Genomic DNA, 21,319 nt, shown 5'->3' on the forward strand with positions numbered 1-21,319 from the left:
CCATGTTCACGCGCCGCGTCATGGGCGTGGAAACGGAGTTCGGGGTCACTGCGTTTCGCGACGGCTCGCAGGTCTTAAGCCCCGAGGAGGTCGCGCGCTACCTGTTTCGCCCGGTCGTGTCGGCGCACCGCAGCTCCAACATTTTCGTCGACAACGCCTCACGGCTCTACCTCGATGTGGGCGCGCACCCCGAGTACGCCACCGCCGAGTGCGACTCCATTACGCAGCTGCTCAACAGTGACAAGGCGGGCGAGCTGATCTTCGATCGCCTCTCCCGCACCGCCGAGGAGGCGCTCGCCGCGGACCGCATCGGCGGCGAGATCTACCTGTTTAAGAACAACGTGGACTCGCGCGGCAACTCCTACGGTGCCCACGAGAACTACCTGATTAGCCGCGAGCTCGCGCTCAAGCCGTTCTCGTTGCAGCTCATGCCGCACATGATCACCCGCCAGCTGATCTGCGGCGCGGGGCTGATTAAGAAGAACCGTTTCGTCATCTCGCAGCGCGCGGACCAGGTCTGGGAGGGTGTCTCCAGCGCCACCACGCGCACCCGCCCGATAATCAACACCCGCGACGAGCCCCACGGCGACTCGCACCGGTTCCGGCGCATGCACGTCATCGTCGGCGACTCGAACATGGCCGAGCCGACGTTCGCGCTGAAGATCGGCTCGACGCTGCTGGTTATCGAGATGCTCGAGGCCGGGTTCGCCATGCCCAACTTCGAGCTAGACAACCCCATCGAGCACATTCGGGACATCTCGGCCGACCCGACTGGGGCGACGGTGCTGCGGCTCAAGGACGGCTCCGCAGCCACCGCGCTCGAGGTGCAGCGCGGCATCTTTGAGGCCGCCCGCGCCTGGCTAGCCCAGCGCCCGGACGAGGGCACCCCTAACGCCGAGATGGCGCGCGTGGTGGACCTGTGGGGCCGCACCCTCGACGCGATCGAGACCAAGGACTTCAGCGGCGTGGACCAAGAAATCGACTGGGTGATCAAGCGCAAACTGCTCGAGCAGTTCAAAACGCGGCTGGGCTGCGACTGGGACCACCCGAAGTTGGCCCACGTCGACCTCGCCTACCACGACATCCGCCGGGAGCGCGGGCTCTTCTACCACCTGCAGCGCAAGGGGTTGGTCAAGCGCTGGACCACCGATGAGGCGATCGAACAGGCAACGACCACGGCTCCGCGCACCACCCGCGCGGCGCTGCGTGGGCGATTCCTTGCCGCGGCCCGGGAATCCGGCGCGTCGGTCAACGTCGACTGGGTGCACCTCAAGGTCAACCACCCCGAACCGCGCACGGTGGCCCTGTTCGATCCGTTTGCCACGGACGGCGAGGCCAGCGCGGACGTCGAAAAGCTGGTTGAATACATGCTCGAGAACCACCAGGAGGGCTGATGGCGAACGACGACCCCGCAATCGACCGGTTAACCAACCTGACCTTCGCCCTGCTCGGGACGCAGCGCCCCCGCGACTACGAGTGGGTGCGCGGCCGCGTCGAGGGCTACAAGGACTACGCCGACTCCGAGAAGGGGCGCGCATCATTCCATCGCCAGCTCAACCGCGACATCCAGACCATTCGGCGCGCGGGCGTGCCGGCGCGGATGGAAAACGGGCTGGTGTGGGTGGACAAGGACGCCTACACGCTGCCGCCGATTGAGTTCACCGACGAAGAGGCCACCGTGCTGGGCCTGGCCGGCGATCTCGGGCGCGAGCGCAGCCTCGGCGCGTTCGCCCGGTCCGGGTGGACCAAGCTGGCCGCCTCGGGCGCGACGCGCTCCTTCGACAGCCCGGCACTGGCCAGCGTGGACAACGACGTGATGCGTCTTGATGCCGAAACGGTCAAAGGCGTCACCGCGTGCGTGCGCGCCAAGAAGCGGATGGTGTTCGACTACGCCCCTGCGCCCGCCGCGGACGTGCAACGCCGCGTCATGGACCCGTGGGGAATCGTGGCGCTGAACAACCGCGCCTACGTCGTCGGGTGGGACGCTGAGCGGGAGGCGGAGCGGGCGTTTCGCGCGATGCGGGTCAGCAACGTGCGCGTCACTTCCGCCGAGCGCTTCCACGCGGCGTCGCGCCCGCTTGCTGACGTAGTCAACGACATCCTGCGCGGGCCCGTCACTGACGCCCGCATCGGCGTCGCCACCTCGGCGTCCTTCGAGCTGGAGACCAAGGGCACGCGCGTCGGGGACGTCGTCGAGTTCGTCGGCGTCGAGCGCGATTGGCTTGTGCGCACCGTCGCCAGCGTTGCGCCCGATGTGTTCGAGATCGAACCCGACGACGTGCGGCGAGACGTGATCGCGCTGCTGTCGGCAACCGTGGAGGCCAGCGATGAAGGATAGCCCAGCCAAGCTCGAGGGCCTGGTGCGCTCGCTAAACCTGATCCCGTACCTGCACAGCCACCGCGAGGCGACGCCGATGGAGATCGCGCGCGACCTCGGTTACTCCCACGAGGAGGTGATGCGCGACCTGACCAGGCTGTCGATGTCCGGCGTGGGCAGCGGGCCCGGGGAGCTGATCGACCTCGTGGCCAACTGGACCGGCATCACCGTCATCGACGACCAGGGCCTAAACAAGCCCCTGCGCTTGACTCCGACGGAGGCGAACGCCCTGCTACTCACTCTCGAATCGCTCGAAACCATGCCCGGCCTCGTCGATCAGGCTGCCGTCACCTCGGCGGCCGCGAAGCTGCGCGCGGCGATAAAGGGCCACAGTGTCGATGACACGGAGCCTGAGGTGGAGGCGTCGACAAGCGACGTGCACATCCTCACCGACGCGATCGCGCGCTCGCGCCAGCTGGAGATTGTCTACTACTCGGCGTCCTCGGGCACGACATCGACGCGCATCGTCTCACCGGCCTCGATCTTCCACCAGAACGGGCAGACTTACCTCCGCGCGTACGAGGAAGGCCTCGCCGAGGCGAAAAGCTTCCGACTCGATCGCATCAGCAACGCGCAGCTTCTCGACGCCCCCTCCAACGCCCCGAGCAACCCCACGGGCTTTGACCCGAACGACCCCTTCGGGTTCTCCACCCGCCGTCGGGCGGAGCTCGCCATCCGCCGCGACGCGACGTGGCTGGCCGACTACTTCGAAATCGAGCTCGACTCCGACCTCGGCAGCGGCGACTGGGTCCGCGCCACGATGGCCTACGGCAACGACGACTGGCTTATCCGGTTCTGTCTGAGCCAGGGCGATCGCGTTCGCTTGGTCGAACCTGGGAATCTGGCGCGCGAGACCGTTCGGCGCGCTCAAACCGGGGTGGATGGGTTAAGCTAAACCCTTAACGGCGCCCACTGAGGCGACAGCGACATTTTTGAAAGGAACCCCATGCCTAGCTTAGGTTGGCCGGAAATCCTCATCATCCTGGCGATCGTCCTGCTGCTCTTCGGAGCGAACAAGCTGCCGGACCTCGCCCGCTCGATGGGCCGTTCCGCTCGTATCTTCAAGAGCGAAGTCAACGAAATGCGTAACGACGACAAGCCCGCGCCCGTCCAGGCCGAGCTCCCGCAGGCCGCTCCTGAGACCCAGAGCGCAGCACAGAGCGCGACCCAGATCGCCGATAACCAACCCCGCCCGCAGAACTAAGTAGTCGTGGCACGTGTCGTAACCGGCAGCAAGCGCCCGGCGAAGCGGAAGAAGGCGAAAAACCCGGACGGCAGCATGCCGTTGATGGAGCACCTCAAGGAGCTGCGGCGCCGAGTGGTCATCTCCCTGGCGGCGCTGTTCGTCGGAACGGTGATCGGCTTCATCTGGTACCAAAAAGCGCCATTCGGCCTGGCACCGCTCGGTGAGATTATCCGCGGCCCGTACTGCAACCTGCCGGAAGACCTGCGCGCTGATTTCACCGGCGACGGGCAGTGCCGCCTGCTGGCGACGACACCCTTTGAAATGTTCATGCTGCGCCTGAAGGTCGGAGCGCTGGCCGGCATCGTGCTTTCCTCGCCGGTCTGGCTGAGCCAGATTTGGGCGTTTATTACCCCTGGCCTGCGCCGTGGCGAGAAGCGCTATACCTTCGTCTTTGTCACCCTCGCCGTGACGTTGTTCGTGCTCGGCGCGCTGCTGGCATACTTCGTTTTGGACAAGGGCCTCTACGTGCTCATGTCCATCGGCGATGAGGTGCAGGTCGCAGCGCTGACGGGCCGGGAGTACTACAACTTCCTGCTTTCGCTGATCGTCATCTTCGGTGTGAGCTTTGAGCTGCCGCTGATCATCGTGATGCTCAACCTCGCGGGGTTCCTACGTTACGACCACGTCAAAGACAAGCGCCGCATCATCATCCTCGGCCTGTTCATCTTCGCCGCGTTCATGACCCCGGGCCAGGACCCGTTCTCGATGATCGCGCTGGCCGCCGCGATGGTGGTGCTCGTCGAGCTGGCCTTCCAGTTCTGCCGCATGAACGACAAGCGCCGCAAGACCGTGCGGCCGGAGTGGATGGACCTTGACGACGAGGAGGCGTCCGGCCCCATCGCCGAGCCAGCCCCCGTCAGCGCCACGCCCGTCGCCCCACCTGAAGAGGACCACTTCAAAGACGTACTGTAGAGGGCATGTCAACGCCTTCACCGCAGACCCATTTCGACGAGTTTCGCGCTCACCAGGGCTTTGAGCTCGATGACTTCCAAGTGAAGGCCTGCCAGGCCGTAGAGCAGGACCGCGGCGTGCTCGTCTGCGCGCCGACGGGCTCCGGCAAGACCATCGTGGGGGAGTTCGCCGTGTCGCTGGCCCTGTCGCGCGGCACGAAGTGCTTCTACACCACCCCGATCAAGGCGCTGAGCAACCAGAAGTACCACGACCTCGTCGCCGAGCACGGTGAGGACGCTGTCGGTCTGCTCACCGGCGACGTGAGCATCAACGGCTCCGCCGAGGTGGTCGTGATGACGACCGAGGTGCTGCGCAACATGATCTACGCCGAGTCCCCGCAGCTAGCACTGCTTTCGCACGTGGTGATGGACGAGATCCACTACCTCGCCGATCGCGACCGCGGTGCCGTGTGGGAGGAGGTCATCTTGAACCTCGACGACTCCGTCAGCGTGATCGGCCTCTCGGCCACGGTGTCGAACTCCGAGGAGTTCGGCGAATGGCTGGCCACGGTGCGCGGCGACACGGCGGTGATCGTCTCCGAGCACCGCCCCGTGCCGCTGAGCCAGTACATGATGGTCGGGCGCAAGGTGTTCCCGCTGTTCGAGCCGGGCACCGACGGCCGCGTCAACCGGGACCTCGAGTACGCCATCGAGCGCATCGAGTCCGGCCGCGCCGAGGAGGGCCGCTGCGACTTCGAGGAGGGCAGGGGATTTCGCTCGCGCGCTGCTGGACGACGCTCCGGGCGCGAGCGCGCCGTCGACCGCACCAAACCCGTCGGCCGCCCCGAGGTCGTCTCGGCGCTGCAGGGACGCGACATGCTCCCGGCGATCGTGTTCATCTTCTCCCGCGCCGGCTGCGACGGCGCCCTGTTCCAGTGCCTGCGCTCGCGCAAGGAGCTGACCACGCCGGAGGAGCAGGAGCGCATTGCGGAGATCGTCGACAAGGGCATCGAGGGAATCCCCGACGAGGACCTGCAGGTGCTCAACTACCGCCAGCTGCGCACCGCCTGGATGCGCGGGTTTGCCTCCCACCACGCGGGCCTGCTCCCCGCGTTCAAGCACATCGTCGAGGAGCTGTTCGTCCAGGGACTCGTGCGCGTTGTCTTCGCCACCGAAACCCTCGCCCTGGGCATCAACATGCCGGCGCGCACCGTGGTGCTGGAAAAGTTGGTCAAATTCAACGGCGAGGCGCATGTCGACCTCACGCCAGGTCAGTACACGCAGCTCACGGGGCGAGCCGGGCGCCGCGGCATCGACCACATTGGTAACGCGGTGGTGCAGTGGGCGCCGGCGATGGATCCGAAGGAGGTCGCGGGGCTGGCGTCGACACGCACCTACCCGCTGATCTCGCCGTTTACCCCGGGCTACAACATGGCGATCAACATGCTGAAGATGAACGGCTTCGACGCCTCGATCCGCCTCGTCGAGCAATCTTTCGCCCAGTTCCAGACCGATCGCTCCGTCGTCGGCGAAGTGCGCGAGATCGAGCGGCTCCGCGCGAAGGTGGGCTCGCTTCGCGAACAGCTGGAGCGCGACATCGCCTCCTTCGCCCCGCCCTCGGATAATCCCGCAGCGGACTTGGTCGACTACCTGCAGCTGCGCCGCGAGCTGACCGAGGCGGAGAAGAAAGCCCGCGCCGCGGCGCTCACCGACCGACACACCGAGACCGTCAAGCTCTTAGCCCGCCTGCAGGTGGGCGAGGTGATCGCCCTGCCCGGCAAGAAGAAGCCCGAGCTCGCCGCCGTGGTTCAGGCCGCCGGCAAGCACGACGACCCGCGCCCCTGGGTCACCACCGAGCGCGGCTGGTCCGGACGGATCGACGCCTCGGCGTTTCGCAACACGCCGGTGGTGGTCGGCCGGGTCAAAATCCCGCGCCACCTCGCGGACCAGCCGCGCCGCCACGCGCGCAAGGTCGTCAGCCTGATTCAGCGCGGCAACTTCACGTCGCCGCGCAAGCTGAAAGAGCAGGCGCGAGTGCGGCCGTCGAAACGCGTCACGGCTCTGCGCGAGGCGATCCGCGAGCACCCCGTGCACGCCTGGCCCGCGACCGACCGCGAGATGCTGGCGCGCGTGGGCGAGGAGCTCGTCCGCGAGCAGCGCCGCCTTCAGAAGATGCAGCGCGCGGTCGATTCTTCCACCGATTCGCTCGGCCGCACCTTCGAGCGCATCATCGGGCTGCTCAATGAGATGGACTACGTCGAGATCGTCGACGGCGAGCCCGAGGTGACCGAGGAGGGCGAGCGCCTCGCCTCCATCCACAGCGTCGCGGACCTGCTGGTCGCGCAGTGCCTCAAGCGCGGTGTGTGGGACTCGCTCGACCCGGCCGAGCTCGCGGGCGTGGCGTCGATGTGCTTGTTCGAAAACCGCAAGTCCATTTTCGGCTCGCCGGAGGTGCCCACGGAGCCGATGGCGGTGGCGATGAACGCAACCATGCGCATCTACAACGAGCTCGTCTCCGACGAGCAGCGCCACCAGCTGCCGGTCTCACGCATGCCGGACGCGAGCTTTAGCCTGTCGGTGCACCAGTGGACGGCCGGCGCGCCGCTGGGTTACTGCCTCGCCGCGGCGGCGGAGTCCGGCGCGGAGCTCACCCCGGGTGACTTCGTGCGCTGGTGCCGCCAGGTCATTGACCTGCTCGAGCAGGTGGTGAAGACCGGTTACAACCCGGAGATCCGTCACTCGGCGAACAAGGCCATCGACGCAATCCGCCGCGGCGTCGTCGGCATCGGCAGCTAGCGCGCGTGCTTGTCGACGCTCTCGCGCACGCGGTCGTCGATAAGCGACACCGTGGCCACACCCAAGTTGACGCCGAAGGGGTCGAGGATGAGCGACTGGACGGCGAAGACCTTGCCGTCGGCGATAACCGGCCCGCCCGAGTCGCCCTTGACGGCTGGGGTGGAGTTGAAAATCACGCCGGCGGGTTGGACGACGGTGCGCAGGTTGCGCGACAGCGCGAACGGCAGGGTGCTTAAGAAACGCCCGTCGCGGGCCGCAGGGTGGCTCAGCTTCCCGCCGAACCCGAAGGTCGCGGTGTGCGCGAAGGCGGGCGGCGCGGTTCCGAGGGTGGGGAAGACGGTGTCATCGTCCACACGGACCTTGGAGACGGTAGCGAGCGCGATGTCGGTCCCGGCGATCACCTCGAGGTCTTTGACCCTGCGGCGAGTGCCGGCGACGTAGACGTTGACCAGGCGATCCACGCCACGGAAGAAGTGGGCGCAGGTGAGCACCGTCGTCGGCGAGAGCAGCACCCCGGAGCAGTATCCGCCGGGGTGGGCAAGCCTGGCTACGAGGTGAGTACGCACGAGCGCCGAGTGTAGCGTGGAACAATGAACGATTTCAGACTTCAGAAGGCGCAGCGCCTTGTCGCCGAAGCGGGTCTGGCGGGGCTGATCGTCGGGCCGGGCACCGAGCTGTTCTACCTCACGGGCCTGCACATCGACTCCCACGAGAGGCTGTCGGCGCTGGTCGTGCCGGCCACCGGCGAGGCGCGGCTCGTTGTGCCAGCGACCGACGCCGCAAGCGTTTTCACCGCGCTGCCCATCGTCTCCTGGCGCGACGGCGAGGACCCCTATGAGCTGTGTGCACAGATAACCGGCGAGGGCGTTATCGGGCTTGGCACCGCGCTGACGGCGGACCACGTGCTCAAGCTGCAGGCCCTCGCGCCGCGCACCGTGTTGGCCCAGGACGTGCTCGCCGAGCTATTTTTGGTCAAGGAACCCGGCGAAGTCGCGCAGCTGCGCGCCGCCGCCAAAGCCATCGACCGCGTCCACGCCCGCGTGCCCGAGCTCCTCGCCCCGGGGCGCACGGAGCAGGAGGTCGCGGCGGAGCTTGAGCGGCTCATTGCCGCGGAGCACGCCAGCGTCGATTTCGTCATCGTCGGCTCCGGGCCCAACGGGGCGAACCCCCACCACGACTTCTCCTCGCGCGTGCTGGAGCCGGGCGACCCGGTCGTCGTCGACATCGGCGGCGCGTTCGCCTCCAGGTACCGCTCCGACTGCACCCGCACCTACCAGGTGCCGGGGGAGCGCGATGACGCGTTCGACGCCGTCTACGCCGTTCTCCAGGAGGCCTTCGACGCCGCCATTGCGGCGGTGCGCCCCGGCGTGGCCGCACACGAGATCGACGCGGCCGCGCGGCGCGTAATCACGGTTGCGGGGTACGGCGAGCACTTCTTCCACCGCACGGGCCACGGCATCGGGCTTGACACCCACGAGCCGCCCTACATCGTTGGTGGCAACGACCAGGTGATCCGGGAGAACATGGCGTTTTCCGTCGAGCCCGGCATCTACGTGGCGGGGCAGTGGGGGATGCGCATCGAGGACATCGTCGTGGTCACCGCTGACGGCTGCGAGCAGCTCAACCGCCAGCCAAGGACGTTGGGGTAGAGCCATGGCACAGAATCAAGGGACGATACTCCTGCTTGGAGCGAACAGCGACATCGGCGGCGAGATCGCCGTGCGGATGTGCCAGGGCAGGGTAGTGGTGCTCGCGGGACGCGACCGGGCACGTGCTGTGGGCGTCGAGAAGCGATTGCTCGATGCTGGGGCCCGCGAGGTGCGCTTTCGCGAGTTCGAGGCGACCGACCTGGACTCGCACCGCCCGCTGATCGAGGCCGCCGGCGATGTCACCACCGCGATCGTCGCCTTCGGCATTCTCGGCGACCAGCAGCTCGCGGAGCGTGACGAGCGCGAGGCGGCGCGCATCGGCACGATCGACTACCTCGCGCAGGTCAACGCGCTGACCGTGCTTACCGACGTCATGACGCGCGGCGAGATCTTCGCGTTTTCCTCCATCGCCGGCTGGCGGGCGCGGCGCGCGAACTACGTCTACGGCTCCACCAAGGCGGGTCTCGACGCGTTCTGCCAGGGCCTGACCGACAGGCTGCACGGCACCGAGCTCAACCTGATCACCGCGCGCCCCGGGTTCGTCATCGGCTCTATGACGCAGGGCATGACCCCGGCGCCGATGTCCGTGCGCCCGGCCAACGTCGCCGACGCGGTCGTGGCAGCGGCGGCCAAGTCCAAGAGCACGACGCTATGGATCCCGCGCCGACTCGCCCTGCTTTCCGCCATAATGGCGATCGTGCCGCGACCCGTGTGGCGCCGCATGCCTCGATAGGAGAACACCACCATGATTGCCCAGCTCGCCCGCACGCTCGCGCCGTTTGTCGTCGACGCCGTCAACCTCAACGCAGGCACCGACCCCGAGTTCGGCCAGGCCACCTGGGTCAGCGGCATGACCCCGGGCACGCTGATCAACGCCGTCGAGATCTCGCCGGTTGGCTTGGGCACGAGGCTTAACGACGCCTCCTCGTGGCGCATCGACTACGCCACCTGCGACTCCGAGCGGCGCGTCCTCACCGCCACCGGCGCGGTGTACCGCTCGCACGTGCCGTGGGCGAAAAACACGCCAAGGCCCACCATCGCCTTCGCGCCCTCAACCCAGGGCGTGGCGCCGCGCTGCGACCCCTCGTACTCGTGCACGGTCGGTGTTGCGCTGCGCACCCGGCCGTTCGACATCATCGCCGCCCACGAGCAGCCCGTGATCAACTTCATGCTTGCGCTCGGGTGCAACGTTGTCCTCACGGACTACCCGCGCCACCCCGAGGGCAACGTGCAGTTTTACTGCGACCACGCCTCGGGCGCGAGGGCGCTGGCTGACGCCGTGAGGGCGTCGACAAGCTTGGGCGTTGGCACCGACAACCTCGGTCTGTGGGGTTTTTCCCAAGGCGGGGGAGCGATCGGCGCCTGGCTGGAGCAGCCGGAATACGCCCCCGAGCTGCAGCCGTTGGCCGCGGTGGTCGGCTCGGCGCCCGCGGATCTCGCCGCGGTGCTTAAGCACGTCGACGGCGCGATGCCCGCGGCGGTGATCCTCTACGCCGTCGCCGGGATGCTCGCCTCCGACCCGGACGCGTTCGCCGACCTCACGCCTGAGCTGTCCGACGAGGGGCTGGCCGCGATCGCGTTCGGCGCGCAGGTCTGCGGGCCGGGCGCGGTGATGAAGTACCGGTACACCCGCACGGAAAAGTGGACCACCTCCGGCGTCCCGCTCGGTGAGCTGCTCGACCGCAACCCTGCATCCAGCGAGTTCCTCGACCGCATGGCGCTGGGCAACCGGGAGCCCGTGCGGATTCCGCTTCGGCTGTGGGGATCGAAGAACGACGACGTTATTCCGTTTGGCGGTTCCCAGCGCCTCGCTGAGAAGTGGGGGGTGGAGCTTCATAACCACCCGTGGCCGAAAATTCCGGGACGGATGGGGCTGAACCATTTCATGCCCTACTTCGCCAACGCGCCGCGTGACGCGAAATGGCTTCTCGGACAGTTGGGCGGGTAGTCTGGCCGCATGCGCCTGATCTTGTTCGCTTACTTTCTAGTCGAGGTCCTCGCGTTTCTCGGTGTCGCTAAGCTGATCGGCATCGGCTGGGCCTTCGTCGCCGTCTTCGCGCTGATGGTCATCGGCGGTCTGGCCGCCAACATCGCGCTGCGCAACTCCGTGCGTAAGGCGGCGCAGGGGCGCTCGAGCCTGGGCACACTGGCGGGCGATTCCGCGATCCTCGTCGCCGGCTGGGTACTCACCATCCTCCCGGGGTTTGTCTCCTCGTTGATCGGCCTGATCATGGTGTTCGGCCCGACCCGTGCCCTGCTGCGGCGCGGGCTGTCGGCGAAGGTGCAGCGCGCCGTGGAGGATTTCGGTGTGCGCGCCTACACGGTCTCGCCGATGTCGCAGGTACACGATTCTTACGGTAGCTTTACCGCGCCGACCGACGCCGACGAGCTGGAGAAGCTCTACCGGATGGACAGCGTCGACCCGCACCACCGCCCCGGGGATAACCCGGAGGGCCGCACCCAGTGAGAGCCTTCTTCCGCTTCACCCTCGCCGCCGCCTCCGGAGCGGCCGTGTACTACTCCTACGAGCCGCACGGGTTGTGGTTCGCGGCGATTTTCGGGATAGCGCTTTTTTACTTCGCTCTGGCGCCGTGGCCGAGCTCGTGGAACCGCTGGATCGGTCCCGCGTCCGGCGAGCGCCCCGGCCCCTCCGGTGGCTTCGGCGCGCTGCTCGGTTTCACCCACGCGCTGTTCTGTTACCTCTACCTCCTGCCGTGGATCGGCGAGTTCGTGGGCACCATGCCGTACGTGGCGCTCGCGATCGCGTGCGCCCTCTACGCCATCCCCACCGGCATCTTCGGTGTGCTCGCCGCACGTCAGCGCTGGGGTTTCGCGGTGTTCCCGCTGATCTACCTGGCCGTCGAGTGGGCCCGCTCGTCGTTCCCCTTCGGCGGCTTTCCGTGGGTGCGCTTGGCGTGGGGCCAGATCAACGGCCCTCTCGCCAACCTGGCCGCCTATGGGGGCCCAGCGCTGGTCACACTGGCGACAACGCTGGTGGGCTGCGGTCTGGTTGCTGTGCTGTTTCGCCACCGCGCTGCGGGCGCCGTCGCCGTCATCGCGCCGCTAGCTCTCGGGCTCCTCGCGCAGATCGGCGTCGGCACCGAGCGGGGAGTGGTCGGCGAGGTGACCGCCTCCGCCGTGCAGGGCAACGTGCCGCGCATGGGGCTTGACTTCAACGCGCAGCGCCGCGCAGTCTTGGCCAATCACGTCAACGAGACGATCGCGCTCGCGGAGTCCGGTGCCAACCCGGACATCGTCATCTGGCCGGAGAACGCCTCCGACGTCAACCCGTTCACCGACCCCGAGGCCGCCGCGATTATCAACGTCGCCGTGCAGCGCATCGACGCCCCCGTGCTGGTGGGCACCTTGACACGCGACGAGGTCGGTCAGCGTAACACCATGGTCGTCTTCGACCCGGAAACCGGGACGGGGGACTACCACCACAAGAAGTACCTCCAGCCCTTCGGCGAGTACATGCCGATGCGCGATTTCTTCCGCAACTTCTCCGAGTACGTCGACATGGCTGGCGACTTCAAGCCGGGCAGCGGCAACGGCGTGGTCGACATGCGCGACGTAAGGGTCGGTATCGCGACCTGCTACGAGGTCGCCGTCGACGAGGCCTACCGCACCGCGGTGCGAAACGGCGCGACCATTCTGGCGACGCCGACGAACAACGCGACGTTCGGGTTTACCGATATGACGTACCAGCAGCTCGCGATGAGCCGCATGCGCGCGATCGAGACGGATCGCGCCGTCGTCGTGGCAGCCACCTCGGGCGTGTCGGCCATCGTCCATCCGGACGGTCGCGTCTCCCAGCACACAGAGATTTTTGAGCCCGCGCACCTCACCGAGGACCTTCCGCTCAAAGACACGGTGACCCCGGCCGTCCGCATCGGCCGGTACTTCGAGTGGATCGCGGTCGCGGCGGGCGTCGCCGCGATGATCGCCGCGTGGGCTGCGTCACGACGCGAGTATGATGCAAAGAAGCGTCCTAACACTTAAAAACCCCAAGGAGATGTAGCCGTGGCGAACAACACTGTCGTGATCATTCCGACCTACAACGAGGTGGAGAACCTCCCCCTGATCGTCGATCGGGTCCTCAGCACGACTTCGCCGGTCGACGTCGTCATCGTCGACGACAACTCCCCGGACGGCACCGGCTCCAAGGCCGACGAGCTCGCTGCGGCACACGACGAGGTTCATGTCGTGCACCGCGCCGGTAAGGAAGGCCTGCTGGCGGCGTACCGCGAGGGCTTCAACTGGGCGCTCGAGCACGATTACGACGTGATCTGCCAGATGGACGCCGACGGCTCGCACGCGCCCGAGGAGCTCGAGATGCTCCTTGCTGAGATCGACAACGGCGCCGACCTGGTCATCGGCTCACGCTACGTCGAGGGCGGCGAGGTTAAGGACTGGCCCCGCGAGCGCTACCTCCTGTCCAAGGCCGGCAACCGCTACATTTCGCTCGTGCTTGGCGACGACATCGCCGACATGACCGCCGGCTACCGCGCATTCCGCCACGAGCTGCTCGAAGACCTGGACCTCGACTCTCTTTCGGACAAGGGCTACATCTTCCAGGCGGAGATCGCGCACCGCGCGTTGCAGGCTGGCTACGACGTGCGCGAGGTGCCCATCACGTTCACCGACCGCACCCTCGGCGAATCCAAGCTCGACGCGAGCTTCGCCGGGCAGTCCCTGGCCGAGGTGACCAAGTGGGCGGCGGCCGAGAAGTCCGAGCTGCTTCGCGAAGGCGCCAAGGAGGCCAGCCGTTTTGTCCGCTCCGAACTGGACAACTCGAGCCTGCCGAAGTGGAAGCGCGAGATTGAGCACGCCCCGGAGGTCATCGTCAACGTCATCGGAGAGAGCGCGAAGCTGGCCCGCTACCAGCTGGACAAGTCCGGCGTTCGTGAGCTCCCGGCTAAGGCTGCCCGGGCGGCTGACAATTTCGTGGGCCTGCTCCGCGAGGGTCTCAGGATCGCGGACTACGAGAAGAACCGCGGGTAGGAGCACGCAGCTCTGGTTCTGATTCTCGGCCACGTCGTCTCCTAACGCTGGATAATGGGTTGCCCCGGCCCTCGCCGGTAACGCTCCTATTATGAAGGAGACCTGGTGGCGGTCAGTTACTCCTCCGAGTAATAACCATTCCCCAAAGCTGTCGACAGGTCCCTCGCTAGGTTGTCGAACAGCAGGACCTCTTTCGCGTGCTCGTAGGCCAAGGTGTCGAACACATCCTCGGCCCGGTAGCCTTCCTTCGCCCTCTCCACCCAGTAGTGCGCCAGCAGGTTAGCCCAGTCTTGGTCTTCCCACGGTGCGGTTGCTACGCCCCCGGCGGTCTTCCGATCTGTGAAGATCACGGCTGCGCCACCGTCCTCGTTCTCAACAATCGCGGCCCAACCCTCGCCGCTCACGGCGAGGTAGTCCTTGAAATACTGGTCTTCGTCAACAATGCCGAATGAATAGCCGTTGCTCACTTCCGGGTCCTTGTTCTCTAGTGCTCCTGCTTCACGATTCTGCCGTAAACATGAGTCTTATATCTGGTTGATTTTACAAAGCCCATCTGCACGAACAGAGCGTCGTAAAGCCGGGCTTTTTAGTTCTTAGGCCTTGGCCTGCTGCTCCTGTTCCTTCGCCAGACGAGCTGCGGTGCGGCGGCGCTTGCGAAGCTGATCAAGGCGCTCTTCGAGGAGAACGTCGAGCTCCTCGATGGTGCGGCGCTCGCGGAGCATGTCCCAGTGCGTGCGCGGCGGTTTAACGGGCTTGGCCTCGACGCCCTCGCCCTCCATGAGTGTGCCAATCTGGCCGTTCTTGCACATCCACTCCTCGGGGATCTCAGCCTCGTCGGCGAAGGGGACGTCGAAGACCTCGCCGTTAGGGGTGCGGTACTTAGCCATGCGGCGCGGCGCCAGATCGTGGTCGCGGTCAGTCTCGTAACTGACGGCACCCATCCGACTTCCGCGCAATACGCGATCAGCCATGCTGTGTGAATCCCTTCCCTCGTTTGATAGTCGCCCCATTATAACGACCGGGCGCTACGAAATGTTCCCGCCACCCAGTGCGAACGGGCGGGCCGTGTTCGTGCAGTTATGGTGGCTTGGGCCGTGGGTCGACTCTGCATTGCGGACTTGGGCGATGTGTCTACTGTTTGCTTGAGGTTTCGTGGTGGGTTCGAGTCCGCATTGCGGCCTGCGCTTCGAGATTGGTCGCCCGGGAGGCGGGGTCGACTCCGCATTGCGGACTAGGGTGACATGTCACAAGTTAGTGTTTAGTCCCTATCGGGGGCAGCATTGAGGGCCTTGCCGGATACTGACTCCGCATTGCGGACTTGGTTGTCACGTCTACTGTTCGCTTAGGGTTGCGTGGCGAGTTGGCCTAGAAGCTGGTCGCTAGGGAAGGGGAGTTGACTCCGCGTTGCGGATTACGGTGACGCGTCCCAGATGAAAATCCACCCCTCATCATGGCCAAATCGAGAATCCGTCCGTGCGCCGACTCCGCATTGCGGACTTGGTTGCCACGTCCACGATTAGCTCGAAACCGCGCCTAGAGCTCGACTCCGCATTGCGGACTCCGTTGACGGAACACCAATTCGACAAAACACACCAAGAGTCCCACACTCCGTACTCAACCCCGTGCCCTGGACATCGAGCGGTGTATTACGCTTGCACCATGCCGACGACTCCACAGACCTGCCAGTGGTGTGGTGTCGAATTGCCCCCGCAAGAGGGGAGAGGGCGTAAGCGGAAGTTCTGTAGCCCGTCGTGCAAGCAGCGCGCGTACGAGCAGCGGGCGTCGGTTAGCGGTACTACCATTCCGGCGGAGGCGGTAATTTTGACCCCTGAGCGGGCCGATGACTTGCGGGATCAGTTGTTCCAGCTGCGTTGCGCGGCAGAGGATATCGCCATTGCCCACCGCGAAGGTGCGGACCATACCGAGATCGCCGAGCTGTGCGAGGAACTGGTAAGTATGGCCAAACGCGTGGAAAGGCTAAGGTAGGAATGGTGAACAGGCAACGTCAGATCCCCAAGCCAGTCCTTATTTTCGCAATTATATTCATCCTCGCGTTGGCGGCGCTGGCAATCGTGCCGGTCGTCTACGCCTTGCTGTTCGGCGATCACGGTGTGAAAACAGAGGGCATCAACGCTGAGGGCGCGCGCCCGGCGACGACGGAGGTCGACGGGGTGTGGGACGTTACCAACGAGCTCGGCCCAAACCAGACTTCGGCGGGATTCACTTTCTTCGAGATCCTGCCGGCCGAGCGCAAGATGACGTCCGGCTCTACGCGCGAAGTCGAAGGTGAGGTTCAGATCGAGGCGGGTACGCTGACGGCCGGCGAGATCACTGTAGACATGAGGAGTGTTGCCACAGACAACGATCGGCGCGACGTTAACGTCCGTCGCTCAGTCCTCAACACCGATGATTACCCAACGGCCACGTTCAGCGTGACGGAGCCCGCGGACGTGAGCCAGTTGCCATCCGATGGCACGGTGGGAACTGTGACACTGACGGGCGATCTGACAATCCGCGGCGAGACCAACCGCATTACCCACGAGTTCGAGGCTCTGCGCACCGGCGACAACATCGTAGTCGCGGGCGACATCCCAATCAGCCGCGAGGACTTCGGCGTGAAGACCCCAGAGCTGGTGGCTGCCAAGATCGCCGACGAAGGCGAAGTCAACATCCGCCTGAACCTGGAGAAGGTCCGCTAAAAAACGTAACGTTACGTAAATAAGGGGCATCAGCCCTGTGCAAGTCATTGTCCGATAATGTACATTATGTCAACTAAAGCTTGATGACGCCCACGCTCCCGTCGCCTAGCGCCGCCCCCGCCGGTCGCGCGGCACGAGGGTCACTTGGACCACGTCCAGCATCTCCAACCGCGCCAGCGCCTCGCGCAGTGCGAACTGCCACTGCCACAGGCGCCGGTACACCTGATCGAATCCGTCCGCCGCAGCCTCGCGCAGCCGGCTGTCGAACATCTCGCGCTGCAGGCGTAGCGACGCCGCGAGGTGCGCCGGTGCCCGCGTCTGCGCGACAATCCGCAGCGGCGTTCGCCGGTCGACGATCCGCGTGAGCTCATCGGGTGTCGAGAAGCTCAGCCCCGGCCAGATATAAGCCCGCAGTGACTGCAGCGCGGCGTCGGCCGCCGGTGTGAAGGCCGCCGTGCGCATCACGGTCTGCACAGCCACGCGCCCGCCCGGGTCGACGAGGTGGCCGACGGCGGATAAGTACTGCGCCTTGCTCGCGGGAGTTAATGTCTCGAGCCGCTCCACGCTGACCACTGCGTCGTAGAAGCTGCGCCGGTTAGTCGCACGCGTCCACTCCGGCCCCATGAGCTCGACGTGGACAGCACCGCCGACGCCCGCGTACACCACTCGGTCGCGCAACGCGTCCGCGGCGTGCTCATCGGCGGCCCACGCGTCGACAACCGCTCCCCGGCCTGCCGCCGCGAGCGACACCGCGCCCCCCGAGGACGGGAACTCCAGCAGATGCGTACCGCGGCCGGTTGCGCAGGCGTCGAGAAGCATCTGCACAGAGCGCTGCTGCACGTCGCCCAGGTCGTCGCGGGACGCGTCGATGGGCTCTGAGTACTCCGTCACGTCGACGAAATACGCCGGAGCGGAACGCGACTGCTGGGATTTCACGCGAACGCGCTGCGTCGTGGGCACGCCCGTCGCGAAATGACCCGCGAAACCGCTCATCCGGTCGCCGGCAAAATGCTGTACTAGCTCGGCCGGGATCTCCCCGCCGCCGTCGAGATGCTTCGGGCTAATTGTCGGGGTCTTAGGCCGGTAGTTGGACTGAAGCAGCTTGGTGAGGACGTCGACAAGCACCTCGCTGCTGGTTGCAAACCATTCCCCCGCCATGAACCCTTCGGCGAGGCCCACCCAGCCGCTTTCGGCGATGCGGCGGAACAACATGTCGTATTCGACTCTGAGTTCCGCGCCGCGGCCCGAGTCAAGCTCGATCCCAGCAGCCGCGCAGGCGCCGGCGAATTTGGCCTCGGCGACCCGCGCCTTCAAACCCGCCGCTGGGCCTGTTGGGATGGCCAGCAAACCCGGCCAGGCGTGGGCATCCACCGTTACAAGGTGCTCTGGAACGTCCGGGGCGGTCAACACTCGTCCAACTCTAACGACTGACATGCCCCGGAGGCGGCAGGCACGTCGGGGCTTGCGTCCACGAAATCTTGGCAAAGGCGTAATATGTGCAACAGATAGCTAACCACGTCCCGCAAGGAAGGTACACCTATGGCTGAAACAGCATTACGCCCGTCAGGTAACCGCCACCACGTCGTCATTATCGGCGCCGGGTTCGGCGGCATTTTCGCAGCTCGCGAGCTTGCTGACGCCGATGTCGACGTCACCATCATCAACCGCACCAACCACCACCTGTTCGCCCCGCTACTGTACCAGGTGGCAACCGGCATCCTTTCCACCGGCGAGATCGCGACCTCCGTGCGACAGATCCTCTCCGGCCAGGACAACGTTGACGTGGTGCGTGGCGATGTTACTGACATCGACGTCGAGGCCCAAACCGTGACTGCTCACGAGGGCGAGTTTTCCCGCACCTACGCCTACGACTCCCTGATCGTCGCAGCGGGCGCCGGCCAGTCCTACTTCGGAAACGATCACTTCGCGGAGTTCGCTCCCGGCCTGAAGACGCTCGACAACGCGCTGGAAATCCGCGCCCGCATCATCACCGCCTTCGAGCGCGCTGAGGTCGCTCAGACCGCCGAGGAGCGCGACCGCCTCCTCACCTTCGTCATCGTCGGCGCCGGCCCGACCGGTGTTGAGCTTGCCGGGCAGATCGCCGAGATGGCGCACCGCTCCTTCGCGCACGTTTACTCCAACTTCGTTCCCTCCCAGGCAAAGATTGTGCTTATCGACGGCCTGCCCCAGGTGCTTCCCCCCTTCGGTAAGCGGCTCGGCAAGCGCGCGCAGCGCGAGCTGGAGAAAAAGGGCGTCACCGTCGTCCTCAACTCCATGGTGGTAAACGTCGACGAGGAATCGGTGACCTACAAGGACACCAAGACCGAGCAGGAAACCACGATCCCGTCGGTGACCAAGATCTGGTCCGCCGGCGTGCAGGCTTCCCCGCTGGGCAAGCTGATCGCCGACCAGGTCGGTGTCGAGGCCGAGCGCAACGGCAAGGTTCCGGTTAACGCCGACCTCACCGTGGGCGACAAGTCCAACGTCTTCATCATCGGTGACATGATGAGCCGCGACCGCCTCCCGGGCGTTGCTCAGGTCGCTATCCAGACCGGCGAGTACGTCGCGAAGATCATCAAGGAGCAGGTCGAGCACGACGTGGCCCCAGAGGCCCGCGACGACTTCGAGTACTTCGATAAGGGCTCGATGGCTATCGTCTCCCGCTTCAACGCCGTGGTCAAGATCGGCAAGGTTGAAGTCACCGGCTTCACCGGCTGGTTGATGTGGCTTGCAGTCCACGTCTCCTTCCTGGTGGGCGTGCGCAACCAGTTCGTCACCATGCTGTCCTGGTTCGCCAACGCTCTGAGCCCGAAGCGTTACAACCTGGCCACTACCCTGTCGCAGATGCACGGCCGCACCGCGTTGCTGAAGCTGCGCGACTTGGCTACCGACGAGGACGCTCTGCCGGAGCTGCGCGACACCAACGGCGAGAACTAGTTCTCTACCCCCGTTTTCAGCCCGGTCTCCGCTCGCGGAACCGGGCTGTTGCGCGCCATGGCGTATCATTCTTTTTCACTTAAGTAATTCACCGCGCTTCGCTTGAAGGGGGCCAACACACCATGCCGCCACGCCTACCGCTGCCTCTGCAACGCAGCAAACGCCCCGATGCCGCATCTGAGCCCTCCTCAAGGAGCGTGCCGATCCCGATTGAGCGCAACGTCGACTTCTGCCGCATCTTCCTCGACGGCAAGAAGCTGCCCGGCGAGGCGCGGGTGACCCAGGCTTTGAAGATGGTCGAGGATCATGAGAACGCGTTTCTTTGGCTGTCTCTCAGCGAGCCGAACACGACGCAGATGGAGCGCATCGCCGAGATCTTCAACCTGCACGACCTCATCGTTGATGACGTCGTTGACGCGCACCAGCGCCCGAAGATGGAGCGTTACGACGACCAGCTGTTCATGGTCGTGCGCTCCGTGTACTACCGCGACGACGAGGAAGTCGACGACGCCCGCGAGATCATCTCCACCGGCGAGGTGCAGGTCGTGCTCGGGCCGAGATTCGCCATCACCATCCGCCACAAGGCTCCCCTGCCCGACCTGACGCTCGAGCTCGAGGAGGACGAGGAGCTGGCGATCCTCGGCCCGCCCGCCGCCGCGTGGAAGGTGTTTGACCACGTCGTAGACAACTACCTCAAGGTTGCCACCGCGCTCGGGCGCGACGTCGACGAGCTGGAAAACGAGGTGTTCACGCCCAGGCGCGACATCAACATCGACAAGATCTACATGTACAAGCGAGAGATCTTGGAAATGCGCCACGCCATCGACCCGCTCGGACCAGCGCTGCGCTCAGGGCTGATGAACAACAAGGACATGCTGCGCAAGATGCTGCGCTCGTACTTCCGCGACGTCCAGGACAACGCGATGATTGTCAGCGATCACGTCTCCGGGTTCGACGAGCGGCTCTCGTCGCTTCTCGACGCCTCCGTGGCGAAGGTTAACATGCAGCAGAACAGCGACATGCGCACCATTTCCGCCGTGGTTGGTATGGCGGCCGCCCCGACCATGATCGCCGGCATTTACGGCATGAACTTCGCGTACATGCCGGAGCTCGCGTGGCGCTGGGGGTATCCGGCGATCCTAATCCTGATGGCGACCGTGATGGGCGTGATGTACTGGTGGTTCCGGAAGAACCACTGGTTGTAAGGACGGGTTCTAGCTGCGATCGCGCAGGATCATCAGCTTGAGGTTCGTGGTGGCCACGAGCTTGGCCTCGTGGTACATCTCCACGCGCCACAGGTGAGTCGTCCGGCCGATGTGCACGGGCACCGCGACGGCGTCGATACGCCCCTCTTTCACGCTGCCGAGCAGGTCGGTGTAGTTGCTCATGCCGACTGCCGCAGCGCCGGAGTTAGCCACCGCTGCGATAGAACCGAGGGTCTCCCCGATCGAGCAGTACAGGCCGCCGTTGGCGATGCCTGTGATCTGGTGGTGCTCCGGTGTTACGTCGACGTAGCCCTCCGTGTGGTCGCGGGAGACGTACGTGATGACGATCCCGAGGGTATTCGCCAGCCCTTGATTTACGGCGTTGACGCCTTCTAGCTCTTCATCGGTTAATGGTGAAGTAATCGGCTCGCTGCCAAACCTGTGATCCATGCCACCACTATACGTTTAACACTGTCAGAAAGTATGCAAAACTTGCAAAGAACTATGACGTAGCGT

The 21,319-nt window shown here is 65.4% G+C and carries 21 protein-coding genes; 16 read left to right on the plus strand and 5 right to left on the minus strand.

What is annotated here, in order from left to right; genetic code table 11:
- The first annotated feature begins 2 nt into the window (after positions 1-2).
- The 6 genes from pafA (at position 3) to E3227_RS09405 (ending at position 7,309) form a co-directional block, all read left to right on the plus strand.
- On the plus strand, positions 3-1,394 hold the full coding sequence (gene pafA, locus E3227_RS09380) for a Pup--protein ligase (RefSeq protein WP_144318277.1): 1,392 nt from the start codon (positions 3-5) through the stop codon (positions 1,392-1,394).
- Positions 1,394-2,338, plus strand: a complete 945-nt coding sequence (locus tag E3227_RS09385; RefSeq protein WP_136648467.1) for a helix-turn-helix transcriptional regulator — start codon at positions 1,394-1,396, stop codon at positions 2,336-2,338. Before pafA ends, E3227_RS09385 begins: the two co-directional genes overlap by 1 nt.
- Positions 2,328-3,272, plus strand: coding sequence for a helix-turn-helix transcriptional regulator (locus E3227_RS09390; protein ID WP_144318278.1), 945 nt, complete (start codon positions 2,328-2,330; stop codon positions 3,270-3,272). The genes E3227_RS09385 and E3227_RS09390 overlap by 11 nt, the downstream gene beginning before the upstream one ends.
- Positions 3,273-3,323: 51 nt before the next feature.
- Positions 3,324-3,581 (plus strand): Sec-independent protein translocase subunit TatA, encoded by a 258-nt coding sequence (gene tatA, locus E3227_RS09395; protein ID WP_144318279.1) that lies wholly within the window; start codon positions 3,324-3,326, stop codon positions 3,579-3,581.
- Between the two features lie 75 nt (positions 3,582-3,656).
- Entirely contained in the window at positions 3,657-4,535 is an 879-nt protein-coding gene (gene tatC / locus E3227_RS09400; RefSeq protein WP_144318644.1) for a twin-arginine translocase subunit TatC, read from the plus strand.
- A gap of 5 nt (positions 4,536-4,540) precedes the next feature.
- Positions 4,541-7,309, plus strand: a complete 2,769-nt coding sequence (locus E3227_RS09405) for a DEAD/DEAH box helicase (protein WP_144318280.1) — start codon at positions 4,541-4,543, stop codon at positions 7,307-7,309.
- Here the strand turns inward: E3227_RS09405 and E3227_RS09410 are convergent.
- Positions 7,306-7,875, minus strand: coding sequence for a S1 family peptidase (locus tag E3227_RS09410; RefSeq protein ID WP_144318281.1), 570 nt, complete (start codon positions 7,873-7,875; stop codon positions 7,306-7,308). The genes E3227_RS09405 and E3227_RS09410 overlap by 4 nt on opposite strands.
- A 24-nt stretch (positions 7,876-7,899) precedes the next feature.
- Here E3227_RS09410 and E3227_RS09415 point away from each other — a divergent pair, with 24 nt between their 5' ends.
- The 6 genes from E3227_RS09415 to E3227_RS09440 are packed head-to-tail and all read left to right on the plus strand — an operon-like array spanning position 7,900 to position 13,962.
- A complete protein-coding gene (locus E3227_RS09415) occupies positions 7,900-8,958 on the plus strand; it encodes a M24 family metallopeptidase (RefSeq protein WP_144318282.1) in 1,059 nt (352 codons plus the stop codon).
- Between the two features lie 4 nt (positions 8,959-8,962).
- Entirely contained in the window at positions 8,963-9,691 is a 729-nt protein-coding gene (locus E3227_RS09420; RefSeq protein ID WP_144318283.1) for an SDR family NAD(P)-dependent oxidoreductase, read from the plus strand.
- Positions 9,692-9,703: 12 nt separating this feature from the next.
- Positions 9,704-10,906 (plus strand): lipase family protein, encoded by a 1,203-nt coding sequence (locus tag E3227_RS09425; protein ID WP_144318284.1) that lies wholly within the window; start codon positions 9,704-9,706, stop codon positions 10,904-10,906.
- A gap of 9 nt (positions 10,907-10,915) precedes the next feature.
- Positions 10,916-11,425 carry an FxsA family protein gene (locus E3227_RS09430; RefSeq protein WP_136648480.1) on the plus strand — a complete coding sequence of 170 codons (510 nt, stop codon included), beginning with the start codon at positions 10,916-10,918 and terminating at the stop codon, positions 11,423-11,425.
- On the plus strand, positions 11,422-12,960 hold the full coding sequence (lnt, locus tag E3227_RS09435; RefSeq protein WP_144318285.1) for an apolipoprotein N-acyltransferase: 1,539 nt from the start codon (positions 11,422-11,424) through the stop codon (positions 12,958-12,960). The genes E3227_RS09430 and lnt overlap by 4 nt, the downstream gene beginning before the upstream one ends.
- Positions 12,961-12,981: 21 nt before the next feature.
- Positions 12,982-13,962, plus strand: a complete 981-nt coding sequence (locus E3227_RS09440) for a polyprenol monophosphomannose synthase (RefSeq protein ID WP_144318286.1) — start codon at positions 12,982-12,984, stop codon at positions 13,960-13,962.
- A gap of 116 nt (positions 13,963-14,078) precedes the next feature.
- On the opposite strand, the gene E3227_RS09445 is transcribed toward E3227_RS09440, so the two are convergent.
- Positions 14,079-14,429 (minus strand): hypothetical protein, encoded by a 351-nt coding sequence (locus E3227_RS09445; protein WP_144318287.1) that lies wholly within the window; start codon positions 14,427-14,429, stop codon positions 14,079-14,081.
- A gap of 126 nt (positions 14,430-14,555) precedes the next feature.
- A complete protein-coding gene (locus E3227_RS09450) occupies positions 14,556-14,933 on the minus strand; it encodes an RNA polymerase-binding protein RbpA (protein ID WP_136648488.1) in 378 nt (125 codons plus the stop codon).
- A 688-nt stretch (positions 14,934-15,621) separates the two neighbouring features.
- On the opposite strand from E3227_RS09450, the gene E3227_RS11740 reads away from it, so the two are divergent.
- Together E3227_RS11740 and E3227_RS09460 are read left to right on the plus strand one after the other, a co-directional pair.
- Positions 15,622-15,948 (plus strand): hypothetical protein, encoded by a 327-nt coding sequence (locus E3227_RS11740; RefSeq protein WP_246062673.1) that lies wholly within the window; start codon positions 15,622-15,624, stop codon positions 15,946-15,948.
- Positions 15,949-15,950: 2 nt separating this feature from the next.
- Positions 15,951-16,661 carry a YceI family protein gene (locus E3227_RS09460; RefSeq protein ID WP_144318289.1) on the plus strand — a complete coding sequence of 237 codons (711 nt, stop codon included), beginning with the start codon at positions 15,951-15,953 and terminating at the stop codon, positions 16,659-16,661.
- A gap of 105 nt (positions 16,662-16,766) precedes the next feature.
- On the opposite strand, the gene E3227_RS09465 is transcribed toward E3227_RS09460, so the two are convergent.
- The gene (locus tag E3227_RS09465) at positions 16,767-18,071 is read right to left on the minus strand and encodes an SAM-dependent methyltransferase (RefSeq protein WP_144318290.1); all 1,305 of its coding nucleotides are present in this window, start codon (positions 18,069-18,071) and stop codon (positions 16,767-16,769) included.
- Between the two features lie 129 nt (positions 18,072-18,200).
- Between E3227_RS09465 and E3227_RS09470 the strand changes: the two genes are divergently transcribed.
- Positions 18,201-19,598: an NAD(P)/FAD-dependent oxidoreductase gene (locus E3227_RS09470; RefSeq protein ID WP_144318291.1), complete on the plus strand. Its 1,398-nt coding sequence runs from the start codon at positions 18,201-18,203 to the stop codon at positions 19,596-19,598.
- Between the two features lie 122 nt (positions 19,599-19,720).
- Positions 19,721-20,803, plus strand: a complete 1,083-nt coding sequence (locus E3227_RS09475; protein ID WP_144318292.1) for a magnesium and cobalt transport protein CorA — start codon at positions 19,721-19,723, stop codon at positions 20,801-20,803.
- Between the two features lie 9 nt (positions 20,804-20,812).
- Here E3227_RS09475 and E3227_RS09480 read toward each other — a convergent pair whose 3' ends face one another.
- The gene (locus tag E3227_RS09480) at positions 20,813-21,253 is read right to left on the minus strand and encodes a PaaI family thioesterase (protein ID WP_136648499.1); all 441 of its coding nucleotides are present in this window, start codon (positions 21,251-21,253) and stop codon (positions 20,813-20,815) included.
- Between the last annotated feature and the right edge of the window lie 66 nt (positions 21,254-21,319).

The organism is Corynebacterium sanguinis, assembly GCF_007641235.1.
GTDB lineage: Bacteria > Actinomycetota > Actinomycetes > Mycobacteriales > Mycobacteriaceae > Corynebacterium > Corynebacterium sanguinis.

What these genes read in the sequence shown, in the direction of transcription:
- pafA (WP_144318277.1), top strand. Translation starts at nt 3, where the DNA reads ATGTTCACGCGCCGCGTCATGGGCGTGGAAACGGAGTTCGGGGTCACT.
- E3227_RS09385 (WP_136648467.1), top strand. Translation starts at nt 1,394, where the DNA reads ATGGCGAACGACGACCCCGCAATCGACCGGTTAACCAACCTGACCTTC.
- E3227_RS09390 (WP_144318278.1), top strand. Translation starts at nt 2,328, where the DNA reads ATGAAGGATAGCCCAGCCAAGCTCGAGGGCCTGGTGCGCTCGCTAAAC.
- tatA (WP_144318279.1), top strand. Translation starts at nt 3,324, where the DNA reads ATGCCTAGCTTAGGTTGGCCGGAAATCCTCATCATCCTGGCGATCGTC.
- tatC (WP_144318644.1), top strand. Translation starts at nt 3,657, where the DNA reads ATGCCGTTGATGGAGCACCTCAAGGAGCTGCGGCGCCGAGTGGTCATC.
- E3227_RS09405 (WP_144318280.1), top strand. Translation starts at nt 4,541, where the DNA reads ATGTCAACGCCTTCACCGCAGACCCATTTCGACGAGTTTCGCGCTCAC.
- E3227_RS09415 (WP_144318282.1), top strand. Translation starts at nt 7,900, where the DNA reads ATGAACGATTTCAGACTTCAGAAGGCGCAGCGCCTTGTCGCCGAAGCG.
- E3227_RS09420 (WP_144318283.1), top strand. Translation starts at nt 8,963, where the DNA reads ATGGCACAGAATCAAGGGACGATACTCCTGCTTGGAGCGAACAGCGAC.
- E3227_RS09425 (WP_144318284.1), top strand. Translation starts at nt 9,704, where the DNA reads ATGATTGCCCAGCTCGCCCGCACGCTCGCGCCGTTTGTCGTCGACGCC.
- E3227_RS09430 (WP_136648480.1), top strand. Translation starts at nt 10,916, where the DNA reads ATGCGCCTGATCTTGTTCGCTTACTTTCTAGTCGAGGTCCTCGCGTTT.
- E3227_RS09450 (WP_136648488.1), bottom strand. Translation starts at nt 14,933, where the DNA reads ATGGCTGATCGCGTATTGCGCGGAAGTCGGATGGGTGCCGTCAGTTAC.
- E3227_RS11740 (WP_246062673.1), top strand. Translation starts at nt 15,622, where the DNA reads ATGCCGACGACTCCACAGACCTGCCAGTGGTGTGGTGTCGAATTGCCC.
- E3227_RS09460 (WP_144318289.1), top strand. Translation starts at nt 15,951, where the DNA reads ATGGTGAACAGGCAACGTCAGATCCCCAAGCCAGTCCTTATTTTCGCA.
- E3227_RS09470 (WP_144318291.1), top strand. Translation starts at nt 18,201, where the DNA reads ATGGCTGAAACAGCATTACGCCCGTCAGGTAACCGCCACCACGTCGTC.
- E3227_RS09475 (WP_144318292.1), top strand. Translation starts at nt 19,721, where the DNA reads ATGCCGCCACGCCTACCGCTGCCTCTGCAACGCAGCAAACGCCCCGAT.
- E3227_RS09480 (WP_136648499.1), bottom strand. Translation starts at nt 21,253, where the DNA reads ATGGATCACAGGTTTGGCAGCGAGCCGATTACTTCACCATTAACCGAT.